The 12,862-nt window shown below is 74.3% G+C and carries 15 protein-coding genes; 4 read left to right on the plus strand and 11 right to left on the minus strand.

The window, feature by feature from the left end:
* Positions 1-129: 129 nt before the first annotated feature.
* The gene (locus ACFQ11_RS17335) at positions 130-813 is read left to right on the plus strand and encodes a hypothetical protein (RefSeq protein WP_378299695.1); all 684 of its coding nucleotides are present in this window, start codon (positions 130-132) and stop codon (positions 811-813) included.
* Here ACFQ11_RS17335 and ACFQ11_RS17340 read toward each other — a convergent pair.
* From ACFQ11_RS17340 to ACFQ11_RS17365, 6 genes are all read right to left on the minus strand, one after another.
* Complete coding sequence (locus ACFQ11_RS17340) at positions 720-1,634, minus strand: DUF6114 domain-containing protein (protein WP_378299697.1); 915 nt, start codon at positions 1,632-1,634, stop codon at positions 720-722. The two genes, ACFQ11_RS17335 and ACFQ11_RS17340, sit on opposite strands and share 94 nt — an antisense overlap.
* A 5-nt stretch (positions 1,635-1,639) precedes the next feature.
* Positions 1,640-2,233: a DUF6230 family protein gene (locus tag ACFQ11_RS17345; RefSeq protein WP_378299699.1), complete on the minus strand. Its 594-nt coding sequence runs from the start codon at positions 2,231-2,233 to the stop codon at positions 1,640-1,642.
* Positions 2,234-2,528: 295 nt separating this feature from the next.
* A complete protein-coding gene (locus ACFQ11_RS17350; RefSeq protein ID WP_378299701.1) occupies positions 2,529-3,158 on the minus strand; it encodes a response regulator in 630 nt (209 codons plus the stop codon).
* Between the two features lie 116 nt (positions 3,159-3,274).
* Entirely contained in the window at positions 3,275-3,940 is a 666-nt protein-coding gene (locus tag ACFQ11_RS17355; RefSeq protein WP_378299703.1) for a response regulator, read from the minus strand.
* On the minus strand, positions 3,937-5,244 hold the full coding sequence (locus ACFQ11_RS17360; protein ID WP_378299706.1) for a sensor histidine kinase: 1,308 nt from the start codon (positions 5,242-5,244) through the stop codon (positions 3,937-3,939). The genes ACFQ11_RS17355 and ACFQ11_RS17360 overlap by 4 nt, the downstream gene beginning before the upstream one ends.
* Positions 5,245-5,302: 58 nt before the next feature.
* Positions 5,303-5,950 carry a hypothetical protein gene (locus ACFQ11_RS17365; protein ID WP_378299708.1) on the minus strand — a complete coding sequence of 216 codons (648 nt, stop codon included), beginning with the start codon at positions 5,948-5,950 and terminating at the stop codon, positions 5,303-5,305.
* Here ACFQ11_RS17365 and ACFQ11_RS17370 point away from each other — a divergent pair.
* A complete protein-coding gene (locus ACFQ11_RS17370) occupies positions 5,933-6,373 on the plus strand; it encodes a sensor histidine kinase (protein ID WP_378299710.1) in 441 nt (146 codons plus the stop codon). The two genes, ACFQ11_RS17365 and ACFQ11_RS17370, sit on opposite strands and share 18 nt — an antisense overlap.
* Positions 6,374-6,421: 48 nt before the next feature.
* Here ACFQ11_RS17370 and ACFQ11_RS17375 read toward each other — a convergent pair whose 3' ends face one another.
* From ACFQ11_RS17375 to ACFQ11_RS17385, 3 genes are all read right to left on the minus strand, one after another.
* Positions 6,422-7,345, minus strand: coding sequence for an alpha/beta fold hydrolase (locus ACFQ11_RS17375; protein WP_378299712.1), 924 nt, complete (start codon positions 7,343-7,345; stop codon positions 6,422-6,424).
* A 79-nt stretch (positions 7,346-7,424) separates the two neighbouring features.
* Positions 7,425-8,072: a response regulator transcription factor gene (locus tag ACFQ11_RS17380; RefSeq protein WP_378299714.1), complete on the minus strand. Its 648-nt coding sequence runs from the start codon at positions 8,070-8,072 to the stop codon at positions 7,425-7,427.
* Positions 8,069-8,821, minus strand: a complete 753-nt coding sequence (locus ACFQ11_RS17385; RefSeq protein ID WP_378299716.1) for a sensor histidine kinase — start codon at positions 8,819-8,821, stop codon at positions 8,069-8,071. Before ACFQ11_RS17385 ends, ACFQ11_RS17380 begins: the two co-directional genes overlap by 4 nt.
* 257 nt (positions 8,822-9,078) lie before the next feature.
* On the opposite strand from ACFQ11_RS17385, the gene ACFQ11_RS17390 reads away from it, so the two are divergent.
* Positions 9,079-10,644: a Rieske 2Fe-2S domain-containing protein gene (locus ACFQ11_RS17390; protein WP_378299718.1), complete on the plus strand. Its 1,566-nt coding sequence runs from the start codon at positions 9,079-9,081 to the stop codon at positions 10,642-10,644.
* Between the two features lie 141 nt (positions 10,645-10,785).
* The gene (locus ACFQ11_RS17395) at positions 10,786-10,959 is read left to right on the plus strand and encodes a hypothetical protein (protein WP_378299720.1); all 174 of its coding nucleotides are present in this window, start codon (positions 10,786-10,788) and stop codon (positions 10,957-10,959) included.
* A 3-nt stretch (positions 10,960-10,962) separates the two neighbouring features.
* On the opposite strand, the gene ACFQ11_RS17400 is transcribed toward ACFQ11_RS17395, so the two are convergent.
* Positions 10,963-11,877 carry a hypothetical protein gene (locus tag ACFQ11_RS17400; RefSeq protein WP_378299722.1) on the minus strand — a complete coding sequence of 305 codons (915 nt, stop codon included), beginning with the start codon at positions 11,875-11,877 and terminating at the stop codon, positions 10,963-10,965.
* 153 nt (positions 11,878-12,030) lie between these two features.
* Entirely contained in the window at positions 12,031-12,858 is an 828-nt protein-coding gene (locus tag ACFQ11_RS17405) for a sugar transferase (RefSeq protein ID WP_378299724.1), read from the minus strand.
* Between the last annotated feature and the right edge of the window lie 4 nt (positions 12,859-12,862).

Genomic DNA, 12,862 nt, shown 5'->3' on the forward strand with positions numbered 1-12,862 from the left:
CCGTCGCAGGGCGGGCCGCCGGCGCAGGCGGGGCCGCCGTCGCGGTCGCGGGGCGTGCCGCCGTCGCAGAGCGGGCCGCCGTCGCGCCCGTCCGTCCCGGCGCCGCCCCGGACGCTCACGGACGAGACGGTGACCGACCGGCCGTCCGGCGGCTTCCTGCCCGGTCCCGGGCCCGGCCCGGGGCCCGCGTCCCGGCCGGTGGACGACGAGACCCGGGAGGACGCGGCCGAGACCGTCATGGACCCGCGGGTCCTCGACCCGCGCGACGCCGACGTCACCGAGGTCGACGTCACCGAGGTCGGCGACGACCGGCGGAGCGAGCCGCGCACCCTCGTGGAGACCGAGTGGGCGCCCCCGCCGCCGCAGCCGTCGCCGGAGCGCCCGTCCCCGTCGACGCCGCAGCCGCGCCCGTCCACGTCGCCGTCCGCGTCGCCGTCCGCGTCCCCGTCCGCGTCCCCGTCCGCGCCGCAGCCGCGATCGTCCTCGACGCCGCCTCCTGGGCCGTCGCCGCGGCAGTCGGCGCCGCCGTGGGGCCTGCCGCAGTCGGACTGGCGGCAGCAGTCGCCGCCGCCGGTCTCGCGGCCGTCCCGCAACACCCCGAAGGCGCGCGAACGCCGCAAGACGATCATCATCGTGACGGTCGCGGCGGTCCTGGTCGTCGTGGCGGTGATCGCCGGCGCGCTCATCATCCGCGGCAAGATGGGGACGGGCGCGCTGGATCAGGCGCGCGCGGAGATGCCGAGCCCGTCGATCGCGGCGCCGTCCGCCCGCACGGACGGGCGCTCCGACACCACGTCCGTCATCACCATGTAGGGCGGCGTCAGCGGCGGCGGATGCGCGGGCGTGAACGTCACCGGCACGCCGAGCAGCCTCGCCGACATCTTCGTCGTGTACATGACGACGCGGCCGTTCAGCGTCAGGCTCCCGGTCGTCGTGCGGGACGCGCCGCCGCCGCGCCCGGCGACCTGGTCGACGTCCGTCAGCACGGCCTTCGCCATCGAGAACTTCAGCGCCTCGACCGTCCCGGCGGACGACGGCAGCCGCGCGACGCCGTCGTAGCTGAGGCCCGTCATCGTCAGGGAGCGGGCGCGCAGCGTCGCCGCGCCGAGGTAGACGCGCGGCCCCGCGCCCGCGTCCGGCGCGGCGGCGGACGGGGCGGGGCCGGGAGCCAGGAGGTGCCCGCCCAGGAAGGCGGGCAGCGCCAGCGGGACGGCGAGCGCCGTGAGCCGTCCGCCGCGCGGGACGTCCCACGCGCCCGTCGCGTCCCGGGCCGGCGGCGGCTCCGGTGCGGGCGACCACGCGAAGCCGAGGGCGCCGCCGAGCACGCCCAGCAGCAGCCCGGCGAAGAAGCCGCCGAAGTTCGAGGTCAGGAAGGACGCGAGCGCCAGCAGCACGGCCAGCACGCCGAAGAACGACCGCTGCGCGGGCTGGAACCACAGCAGCGCGCCCGCCGTCACCAGCAGCGCGCCGATCAGCCAGCTCGCCACCCCGGCCATGCCCTGGTGGACGGTGACCGGCATCGGCGCCAGCGGGACCAGGACGATTTCCACGCCGCCGGCGACGGCGAGCAGGCCGCCCCAGAAGGGGCGCGTCCGCCGCCAGCGGCGGAACCCGTGGGGTGCGGGGGAGTTCATGGCCCTCAGAAGCACTCGTCGCCGAGGGTCATGTGCAGGTCGCTGAGCTTGAACGTCCCGGCGGTCGTCGCCCACGCCGTCTGCCGGACGTTCCGCAGCTCGATGCGGTCGGCCTGCTGCCCGAACATCCCGGCCGCGCCCGTCGAGCCGGACGGCCCCTTGTCGAGCGTGCTCGCGTCCCGCCCGATCTCGATGCCGGAGAACGTCGCGTCCGCCTCGAGCTGCGCGACGTCCAGCACCAGGTTCGTCGCCTCGACCGGGGTGCCGTCCGTTCCGGCGGTCAGCCGCAGCGTGAACGGCCCGACCTTCACCGACTGGCACATGTTCGTGATCTTCGCGTTCTTGATGGCGGACACCTGCACCGGATGCTCACCGCCCTTCCCGTCGGTGTCCACGCCGCCGTACTGCACGAACCCGGAGCCCACGAGGCGGTCGGCGCTGACCTTGAAGCTGCCGCCGGAGACCGCGAACGACGACGCGACGGAGCCCTGGGCGGTCATGAACACCATCGCGCCCGCACCGATCACGGCGGGGGCCGCGACGGCCGCGAAACGCTTCCAGCGGACGCGCCCGAGCGGCGCACCGGCGGAGTCGGACATGGATCTGCTCCCGGGGGTCGACGGCGGGGGTGCGCACACCGCGTGATGGGGGTCACGGGCGTGACGTAGAGTGCAAGTTACTCCTAAGTACTTACTTTCGACAACCCGGAATCTGGGATTCGGTCACGCCCGAAAAGCGGCCCTGACCTGTGTGATCTTGCGAATCGCCCGCCCTGCGGGCCTTCCGGTCCCGCGCGCCGCCCGTCACAGTAAGTGATTACTGAGGGTCGCGCTCAGCGTAAGCCCGCACCACCACCCGACCCGCGGGAGCGCCCGCGGCCAGGGGGACGCAGGGTCAGTTGCCGGCGGAGAAGGCGTCGAGCGCCAGGCGGAGGTCGGCGACGTGGTCGGCCAGGTCGTGGAGCACGTCGGGGACGTCCCCGGCCGTCTCGTCGGGGCGCAGGTGCGCGACGTCGTCCTCGACGCGGGAGAGGCGTTCGTCCAAGGCCCTGACCAGGCGGTCGCAGCGCGCCGCCGTCTCCTCGCCGTCATCGCCGAGGGTGCGCTGCAGCAGCGCCGCCTGCCGCCGCAGCTCCAGGTTGCGGCGGTGCAGCTCGATGAACACCGACACCTTGGCGCGCAGCAGCCACGGGTCGAACGGCTTGGTCAGGAAGTCGACGGCGCCCGCCGAGTAGCCGCGGAACGCCTCCTCACCGGCGTCGCCCGCCGCGGTGAGGAAGATGATCGGGACGTCCCGGGTGCGGGCCCGGCCCTTGATGTGCGCGGCCGTCTCGAAGCCGTCCATCTCGGGCATCACGACGTCGAGCAGGATCAGCGCGAAGTCGCCGTCGAGCAGCTCCTTGAGCGCCGCCGGGCCGGACGTGACCGTCACGACCTCGACGGGCAGCGCGTCGAGCACCGCCGCGAGCGCGGTCAGGTTCTCCTCGCGGTCGTCGACGGCGAGGATCCTCGTGTCGTTCGGCACCGGACTCCCTTGCTCGGTCACGGCGTCGCCGCCCGGCTCCCCCGCTTCCCATCGTGCTCGATCCACCCTGTCATGTCGCCACGGCGGCGCGACAGCCAATCTCGAAGAAGTGAAATTTACGGCAGCCAGCCCGGCTTGACGATCCCCGACTCGTAGGCGAACACGACGAGTTGCGCCCGGTCGCGGGCGCCGAGCTTCACCATCGTGCGGCTGACGTGCGTTTTCGCGGTCGCGGGACTGACGACGAGACGGGCGGCGATCTCCTCGTTCGTCAAGCCCTCCCCGACGAGGGCCATGACCTCGCGCTCCCGGTCGGTGAGGGAGTTCAGGTGCGGCGACGGCGCCGGTTCCTTGGCCCGCGCCGCGAACTCGGCGATCAGCCGCCGGGTCACGCTCGGCGACAGCAGCGCGTCGCCCGCCGCCACGGCCCGCACGGCGTGGATCAGCTCCACCGGCTCGGTGTCCTTCACCAGGAACCCGCTCGCGCCGCCGCGCAGCGCCTCGAACACGTACTCGTCGAGCTCGAACGTGGTCAGGATGACGATGCGGACGCCGTCCAGGCGCTCGTCCTCGGCGATCCGCCGGGTGGCGGCGAGGCCGTCGAGACCGGGCATGCGGATGTCCATCAGGATGATGTCGGGACGCAGCCGTTTCGCCTGCGCGACGGCCTCCTCGCCGTCGCTCGCCTCGCCGACGACCTCGATGTCGGGCTGCGCGTCCAGCAGCGCCCGGAACCCGGCGCGGACGAGGATCTGGTCGTCGGCCAGCAGCACCTTGATCACTGGGCGTCCCTCCCGGGCGGCTCGTCCGGCGCGTCGCGGGGCAGCGTGGCGCGGACGGCGAACCCGCCGCCGGGCCGCGGGCCCGCCTCGAACGTACCGCCCAGCGCGGCGGCCCGCTCCCGCATCCCGTGGATCCCGCTGCCCGCGGGACGGTCGTCCAGCAGCGACACCCCGCGGCCGTCGTCCTCGACCCGCACCTCGATCTCCTGTTCACGGTAGGCGATGCGGACCCGCGCCGTCACCGGGCCCGGCCCCGCGTGCCGCGTCACGTTCGTCAGGGCCTCCTGGACGATCCGGAACGCGGCCAGGCTCGTCCCGGCGTGCAGCGTCCCGCGTTCGCCGGTGACCTCGGAGTCGACGGTGAGCCCCGCCGACGCGGCCCGCGCCAGCAGCTCGTCCAGCCGGTCGAGCCCGGCCGTGGGCGAGCGCGGCGCCGTCTCGCCCTGCGCCCGCAGCGCCCCGATCACCGACCGCATCTCGGTCAGCGCCTCCTTGCTGGCCTCCTTGATCGCCGCGAGCGCCGTCCGCGCCTGCCCGGGATCGTCGTCGATCAGGTGCAGCGCGACCCCCGCCTGCACGTTGATCATCGAGATGTTGTGGGCCAGCACGTCGTGCAGCTCGCGGGCCATCCGCAGCCGCTCCTCGCTCGCCTGCCGCTTCTCCTCCTCCGCGCGCGTCCGCGCGCTCTCGGCGGCCCGCTGCGCGCGCATCCGCACGAGCTCGCCGCCGATCAGCACCACGAGCGCCCACCCGATGAAGATCGTCATGCCGCCGGCCGTCGGTTCCTCCACCGGGAACACCGGGCCGGGCTCACCGCGCTCCGCGAGCGGGACGCCGATGAGCGCGGTGAGCGTGAAGAACCCGGCCAGCCCGAGCGCGGTCCCCGCCCAGGCCGCGAGCCGGTGCCCCGCCATGACCGCGCCGAACGCCGCGACGCCCAGCGCCGTCGGGGCGGGCCCGTAGGTGTAGGCGCGCAGGAAGTACACGGCCGTCACCGCGCCGACCGCCGCCAGCGTGAACAGCGGGTACCGCCGCCGGAACAGCAGCAGCGCGGGCCCGCCGGCGAGCAGCGCGAGCCCGAGCGGGTCGAGCGGCGTGTTGCCGATGTCCATCGACCCGTCCGCCCAAGGCGGCCCCTGCTCGCTCCACGGACCGTGGTTGCGCGGCCCCTCCGGCGGCTCCTGCTGCGCCCCGAGCGACCCCATGACCTGGAAGAACGCCAGGAACACGGGGACGACCCACACCGGCCACTCCCTCGGCCGCGGCCACTGCCCCCGCGCCGGCGCGTGCGGCTGAGTGCTCATGTATCGAACAGTAGGTCAGCGCCCCCGCCCCCACGTCGCCTGCCGGGAGACACCCCGCCTACGCCCCCGGGCGTACCGAACCCCGGCCCGACCGCGTCCCCCGGACGCCCGGCACGGGTGTGCGTCCGGGCGTGCCCGGTCCGCCGTGTCCGGCCCGCGGTCGCCATGCCAGGACGGCGGCCGTGCACAGCAGGGGAGTCGCCGGCAGCAGGTAGCGGTAGTCGAAGTCCGTACTGGCGGGCGGGATCGCCAGGAGCGCGAATCCGGTCGTCCACAGGAGCCCCGCATCGAGGGACCTTGTGCGGCGCCGCAGCAGCCCCGCCGCGCCGGCGGCGGTGACGAGCCCGAGGACCGTACCGGGCACGCGGACGTTGCGCTGGTACCAGCGCAGCGGCGCGGCGTACGGTTCGACGACCCGCGTCCCCGCGGGTCCGTGTTCGTAGCGGCGGGCGGCGCCGGACGACGTTCCGCCGCCGATGAGCGGGAAGTCGGCGTCGGGCCGCGACGCGCTCGGGAAATGGTAGAAGGACTCCGTCCAGGGGTGCGGGTAGCCGGACCTCGACCAGGAGAAACTCCGGACGAACACGTCGTAGAGGACCGTCTCCGCGTAGTCGCCGGGCTGATCGAAGGGCTCCTCGCCCTCGCGGAGGGCGAGCGCACCGTCCTCGACGGGAGCCCCCTGGACCTCATGGACGTGGTCGAGCACGCCCTCGACCGCTCGCAGGAAGAGGCGGCGGCCAAGGACGTCACGGTCCATCGCCTCCTGGACGGCGCGCCGACGGCGGGAAACGCGATCCTGCTCGAACGCCTGGTGCAGAACCTCGTCGACAACGGCCTGCGCCACAACCGGGCGGGCGGCGAGCTCTGGGCGACCACCCGCAGGCGCGACGACCGCATCGAGCTGCTGGTCGCCAACACGGGCCCGCCGGTGCCCGCCTACGAGGTCCAGAACATCTTCGAGCCGTTCCGCCGCCTGCACGGCGACCGCCTCGGTTCCGACCGCGGCAGCGGGCTCGGCCTGTCCATCGTGCGCGCCATCGCCGAAGCCCACGCCGGCCGGGCGACGGCCTCCCCCCGCGCGGAAGGCGGCCTGACGGTGACCGTGGAGCTCCCCGCCCACGACGGCTGACCCGCGACCCACGGCAGGTGCGCGGCCGCGGCGTCCGGTGGAGCACGGTCACGCCCCCGGGCGTACCCGGTCCGCTCCCGTGCCGCGGGGCCCGGTGAGGAAATCGGTGATGGCGGTCGCCGTGTCGCGGTAGGCGTCGCCGAACCAGATGAGGTGGCTCGGCGCGGCACTGGCCACGAGCCGCGCGTCCGGGACGGCGTCGGCCAGGGACCGGGCGTGGGCGTACGGCACCGACCCGTCGTCGGGCGAGGCGATCACCAGGGTCGGGCGGCGCAGCCCGGCCGCCTGGGCGGCCCTGCGGCGGGCGCCGTCCGGGGCGGACATGACGCGCACGTCGTTGCCGAACCCCGACCCCGAGCGCATGCGTCCGAACAGCCCCAGCAGGGCGGCCCGGGCGGGGCCGTCCAGGGCGGCGAGCACCTCGGCCGGGCGGCGGGCGCTCAGGTCGGCCAGCAGCCCCCGGAGGACGAGACCGGGGGCGCGGCGGACGAGCGCGCGGACCAGCGACCAGGTGGCCGCTTCGGTCCGGGGATGGAAGGCCGCGGCGGCGGCGAGCCGGGTGCGCCGGGCGGGCCACGGCAGCGGGCCGACCGCGCTCTCCAGGACGAGCCGCTCGACCAGTTCGGGGTGGCGCGCGGCCAGTGCCAGGGCGGTGGGCCCGCCCGCCGACTGGCCCACCACGGCCGCCAGGGAGCCGATGCCGAGCCGCGCGCACAGGCCGGCCAGCACGTCGGCGAACCGGTCCGGCGTCGTCCCGGTGGACAGCGGCGTGCGGCCGTAGCCGGGGCGCGAGACGGCCAGGACCGTGTGCCCGGCGTCGGCGAACACCCGCTCGCCCAGGGCGATCCCGGCGCGCATGTGGCCGCCGTGCAGCATCAGGACGGTCGCGGGCCCGCGCTCGTCCAGCCGGTACTCCACCCGTCCCGCGTCCAGGTCGATGAGCCGGGTCGGTCGGTCTGTCGTGTCGGTCATGGGTTCCCGTCCGCCGGTGCGTGCGTGCCGGGTCCAACGGACACCGCATCGCGGAAGTGCCGGAGGGCCCCGGTCGCGTTCAGCCCGCGATCCACTCCCCGGTCTCGACGCTGACGAGGCCGTGGCGGGCGGCCTCGATGACGGCTTCGCGCTGCGAGTGGACGCCGAGTTTGCTCAGGACGCTCTGGACGTGGCTGCGCGCGGTGCTGCGGGTGACGCCCATGGCCTTCGCGAGGGCCTGGGTGGACTCGCCCCGGGCCAGCCGGGTGAGGACCTCCCGTTCGCGGGGAGTGAGGAACCGGGCGACGCGTTGGGCGTCGCCGCGGGGGCGGGCGCCGGGGCGGCCGAGGCCCTGGTCGACGACGGTCTCGCCCGCGGCGACGCGGCGCAGCACGTCGAGGACGTCGCCGGCCTGCTGCCCCTTGTGCGCGAAGCCGCGGACGCCCGCCGCGACGCCCGCGTCCAGGACCGGGTGTTCGAGGAAGCCGGTCAGGACGACGAAGCGGGTGTGCGGCGCGGCGGTGCGCAGCCGCGGCATCCAGTCGAGCGCGGTGCCGGTCGGGAACCGCAGGTCGATGAGGCAGATGTCGGCCCCGCCGGCGCGCAGCAGCGGCAGCGCGTCGGCGGGGGAGTAGGTCACGCCCACGACGGTGTGCCCGGCGTCGGCGAGGACGAGCGACAGCGAGTCGGCGAAGACGGCGTGGTCGTCGCAGATCAGCACTCTCACGGGTGGGGCCGCCAGTCGTCCGGGTCGGGGGCGGCGGGGAGCAGCAGGCGGACGCGGGCGCCGCCCATCTCGCAGGTGCGGATCTCGAGGCCGCCGCCGTACCCGGAGATGAGGTCGTGGACGATGCCGAGGCCGAGGGACGCCAGCCCGCGGGCCGCGGTGCCGGCGGCGCCGAAGCCGGGGCCGTCGTCGTCGACCTGGACGGTGACCCGGCGCTGGTCGGCCGTGACGTGCACGTCGACGCGGCTCCGGGCGACGCGGCACGCGTTGTCGAGGACGTTGCGGACGGCGCGCCACAGGGCGACCGGGTCGATGTGGGCCCACGCCTCGCCGCCGTCGTAGCAGACCTCTCGGGTGGTGGAGAGCTTGATCCCGGTGACGACCTCGGCGGTGAGCTCATCGACGCGGACGCGCTCGGGGCCGGGGAGGTGGTCGTCGTCGTCCCCGTCGAGCCGGCGCAGCAGGTGGTCGAGCCAGCGGGTCTCGCCGAGCAGCTGCTCGACGCGGGCGCGGCTGGCGTCGCCGATGTCGTCGGCCACGGCGACGGCCGAGGCCAGCATGATGATCGTCCCCAGTTCGTGCCGGATGTCGTGCCGCAGGCGTCGCCGCCACAGCGCGTCGCCCTCGGCGGACGACGCCGCGCGCGGGCGCGCGGAGCGGGAGACGAACTCCCGGACCTGCGCGCCGGTGAGCGTGGCGGCGCCCGCGGGCGCGTCCAGCGGAATCGCCCGCGACCGCCCGTCGTTCATGAAGGACCCCCGTCCGTTATCACCAGCACCGTATCGACGGTCACCCGGTGTACGCGTGGTGTCCAGTAATTTGGCCGCAACCGTCCTGTAGCTGACCGGTAGTGGTCATGCACATCTGTCGGTGAACGCGGGACATTGGTTCGGCGTCTCGGAAGGATTGTCGCTTACTCGTCTGACATTTCCGTCATGCCTACGGCGTAGCCGTATTGCGCATTACGCCGGGTGCGGCGGGGCGGCGGCGGAGGGACAGTCGCGGTATGCCGACGGTCACTTTTCTCGGACATGCGGGCGTCTCGCTGGAGGCCCGGGCGTTCCGCCTGCTCGCGGACCCCTGGCTCGCGCCGACCGGGGCGTTTCTCGGGGCCTGGCACCAGTATCCGAGAAACGATCACTTGGACGCCGACCGGTTCCTGGACGCCGACTGGGTCGCGATCTCGCACGAGCATCTAGATCATTTCGACCCGTGGGTCATCGGCCGGCTACCGGCGCGGACCCGAATCCTCATTCCGCGCTACCCGGGACCGGCGTTCCGTGAACGGATGGCGGCGGTCGCGGGCGACCGTCCGGTAATAGAGATAGCACCGTGGGAGAAATTTCCGCTCGACTCCCGTGGGTCCTGGATGACCGTGATTCCGGAACTATCGCCGATGTGTCATGACGCCGCTTTCCTGTTCGTCGTGGACGGACGGTCGGTGCTGCACGGCAACGACGCCCGGCTCACCGCGGCGCAGGCGCGCCGGGCGAAGCACATGGCGGGGGACCGGCTGGACGTCATGGCCCTGCAGGCGTCCGGGGCGTCCTGGCATCCGATCTGCTACGAGTACCCGGCCGCCGAGATGGCGGAGATCTCGATGAGCAAGCGGGTGTCGAAGCTGCGGTCGGTGCAGCGGCTCGTCCGGCAGACCGCGCCGGAGCTGGCCGTCCCGTTCGCCGGCCCGCCCTGCTTCCTGGACGCCGAGGTCGCGCCGCTGAACCGGGTCCTGGACCAGAAGGACGGCGCGTTCTGCGACCCCGAGGCGGCGACGGTGTGGCTGCGCGAGCACCTGCCGGCGCAGCGGTTCGACCACTTCAAGCCGGGCGACTCCCTCGACCTCGGCACCGGCGAGATCGTCCGGGACCCGGTGTCGGCGGAGTTCTCGTTCGCGGACGCCGACCGCGCCGAGTACCTGGAGCGGTACGCGGCCGACCGCGCCCCGTACGTCGCCCGGGTGTTCGCCGAGAACCCCGAGCCGGAGCCGGGCCTGTTCGACCGGTTCGCCGCCCACTTCAAGTACCTGGGCGGGCTCAGCGACTACTTCCTGGAACAGATCGCGATGGTGGTGCGGTTCGAGGTGACCGGCCCGAACGGCGGGACGTGGGACGTGAACCTGTCCCCGGCGGGGGTGTCGGTCGCCGAGGCCGGCGCGGACGTCCGCCCGCACTACCGGATCACGACGGCGGGCCGCTGGGTCGAGGCGGTCCTGTCGGGCAGGATGGCGTGGGAGGACCTGCTGATCTCGTTCCGGCTCAGCCTGTACCGGGACCCGGACGTCTACAACGACCACCTCGTGGGGCTGCTCAAGCACGCGAACGCGCCCGCGCTGCAGGCCGTCGAGGCGTACGAGACGGGACGCGACTGGAGCGAGCGGATCACCGTGGAGTGGGACGGCGGCCGCTACGACATCCCCCGGTACTGCCCGCACGCGGGCGAGGACCTGGCGGTCGGCGCGATCGTCCGGGACGGGCGGGTGCACTGCCTCGCGCACAACTTCGCGTTCGACCTGGCGACCGGCGAGTGCGTCAACGCCCGCGCCGCGAACCTGACCAGCCGCCGGATCGGCTGACGGCCCGCTCGCGCGCCCCCGGCCCCCTTCCGCCCCGGGGCCCGCGTCGAGGGACGGGTCCGGATGCTCACCGGAGTGAGCATCCGGACCCGGATTTGCCACTATTGTGGTGCTATCGGTGATCGTTTGAGGGGTGATAAGGTGCGCGGCTTCAACCGCACCAGGCTCGGCCTGCTCATCGTCGGACTCGTGGTCGTCATCGGCCTCATGGAATGGGCGGCCGTGACGATCGGCTCCGTCGAGGTTCCGCTGCCGAGCAACGCGCCCGAGGGAGCGGTGACGGACACCAACGGCGCCCCCGCGGCCGCTCCGTAGGACTCACGGGCGGCCCGTGTTGCGCGCCTTGACGATGCTCTGCAGGTCGGGGTGCTCGCCGCCGGACGCGTCCGCGAGCGTGGGGCACGCCCACTCCTCCTGCCGGCCCCACGTGTAGGTGATCTCCAGCGCGGGGGCGGGGACGAGCCGGTCCCAGCGGCGCAGCAGCGCGCGGAACTGGTCCTCGGTGGGCAGCCAGTACTGCTTGTCGCCGGACGAGCACTCCTGCCCGAACGCCTGCAGGACGGGCGCGACCCGCCCGCGCGGGACGCCCGCCCGGTCCGCCATCCGGACCATCCGGTCGATCGCTCCGATGTCGCACTTCTGCTTCGGCTCGACCGCCCCCCGGCACGGGTACGGGTCGAGGCCGACGATGTCGACGTTCACCTTCCGCGGCGTCACCGGCCCCATCGGGAAGTCGGTCAGCGAGATAAAGGACACCTGCCCGGGCGCGTGCTCCTCGAGGAAGTCGGCGCGCCGCTCGATCTCCCCGGCGACCTCCGGGCACTCGCCCGTGTTCGGCTCGTCCGACAGGTACCAGCCGTAGACGCGCGGGTCGCGCCCGTACGTCCGGACGGCGCGGGTGAACGCGTCGTAGCCGAGCGTGAAGTCGCCGCAGTGGAAGTTGCCGACCCACATCATCGCCTGCATGCCGTGCGGGATCCCGGCGACGAGCGACGGGTCCGGGCGGATGTCCACCAGGTCGTAGCCGAGTTCCCGCAGCCGCGGGTAGTCGGCGGGTTCGGTGTTCAGCGCGATGCGGCGGGTCGGGTCCGCGTCCGCCGGCGGTGTGCCGGGCGTCGCGGGCGGCCCGGTGTAGGGCTCGTAGCGGTCCATCGCGCGCGCCCCGAGCAGCAGCCCGGCCGTTGCCACCGCGGCCGCGACCACGGCGGCGCCGATCTTGTACCGCACGTCCATCCGGTTCTCCCCCCGAGATCGTTCAACGGTCGTTCGAGCGGGGTCAGGGCGGGGGCGACCGCCCGCACCGCCCCGAGCGACCCGCTGCCTCCGCTCGTGCCGCCTCCGCTCGTGCCGCCTCCGCTCCGCGGGGCCCCTGCTTCGGCGGACGGGTCATGCCGCGGGCCCCGGTTCCTCCGCGGGCTCCGCGAACGGCTCGGCGGGCCGCCGGGCGGGGTCCGCGAGCGGCTCAGGCGTCCGGTCGTCCGGCGGGGGCACCGCGCGCGGCCGCCCGCCCTCCGGGACCTCCTCGACGGCGCCGTCCGCCCCGACCCGGAGCGGCGGCGGCGTGAACCCGAGGACGTGCCGGACGGTGTCCCACAGGGCCCGGAACGTCGCCCGCATCGACGGGTCCCGCAGGTAGACCGCATCGACCGCGACCCGCGCGGGCACGATCTCGCGGATGTAGTTGACGAGGTCGACCTCCTCACCGGGCGGCAGCACGTCGAAGTCGCGGAACCGCACCTCCGACAGGCCGGTCAGCCCCGGCCGGTGGTCGAAGATCCACCGGCAGCGCGCGTCGTAGTGCACGGCGAGGTCGTAGGTCTCCGGGCGCGGCCCGACCAGCGTCATCTGCCCGCGCAGGACGTTCACGAGCTGCGGCAGCTCGTCCAGCGACCACTCCCGCAGCAGCTTCCCGATCCGGGTCAGCCGCGGGTCGCACGTCGCGGTCACCGTGAGCCCGCCGACGCCCTGCCGCATCGTCCGGAACTTGTACATCGTGAACGGGCGCCCGCCCTGGCCGACGCGGGTCTGCCGGAACACCCCGGGCCCCCGGCTCGACAGCCGGACGAGCAGGTAGATCAGCAGCAGCGGGACGGCGAGCAGCAGCAGCCCGGCGGCGGCGCCGGCGACGTCCAGTACCCGACGGGGCCGGGACGGCGCGACGCCGCCGGACGGCTCGACGGGCCTGCTCGGCAGGTCGGTGCGGTCCTCGGACATGCGA

Origin of the sequence: Actinomadura sediminis (assembly GCF_042675525.1) — a bacterium.
GTDB lineage: Bacteria > Actinomycetota > Actinomycetes > Streptosporangiales > Streptosporangiaceae > Spirillospora > Spirillospora sediminis.

Bases quoted from the DNA above. Each gene is read 5' to 3' on its own strand.
- ACFQ11_RS17370 (WP_378299710.1), top strand. From the start codon at position 5,933: ATGGACGTGGTCGAGCACGCCCTCGACCGCTCGCAGGAAGAGGCGGCG.
- ACFQ11_RS17400 (WP_378299722.1), bottom strand. From the start codon at position 11,877: ATGGACGTGCGGTACAAGATCGGCGCCGCCGTGGTCGCGGCCGCGGTG.
- ACFQ11_RS17405 (WP_378299724.1), bottom strand. From the start codon at position 12,858: ATGTCCGAGGACCGCACCGACCTGCCGAGCAGGCCCGTCGAGCCGTCC.
- ACFQ11_RS17345 (WP_378299699.1), bottom strand. From the start codon at position 2,233: ATGTCCGACTCCGCCGGTGCGCCGCTCGGGCGCGTCCGCTGGAAGCGT.
- ACFQ11_RS17340 (WP_378299697.1), bottom strand. From the start codon at position 1,634: ATGAACTCCCCCGCACCCCACGGGTTCCGCCGCTGGCGGCGGACGCGC.
- ACFQ11_RS17360 (WP_378299706.1), bottom strand. From the start codon at position 5,244: ATGAGCACTCAGCCGCACGCGCCGGCGCGGGGGCAGTGGCCGCGGCCG.
- ACFQ11_RS17390 (WP_378299718.1), top strand. From the start codon at position 9,079: ATGCCGACGGTCACTTTTCTCGGACATGCGGGCGTCTCGCTGGAGGCC.
- ACFQ11_RS17385 (WP_378299716.1), bottom strand. From the start codon at position 8,821: ATGAACGACGGGCGGTCGCGGGCGATTCCGCTGGACGCGCCCGCGGGC.
- ACFQ11_RS17375 (WP_378299712.1), bottom strand. From the start codon at position 7,345: ATGACCGACACGACAGACCGACCGACCCGGCTCATCGACCTGGACGCG.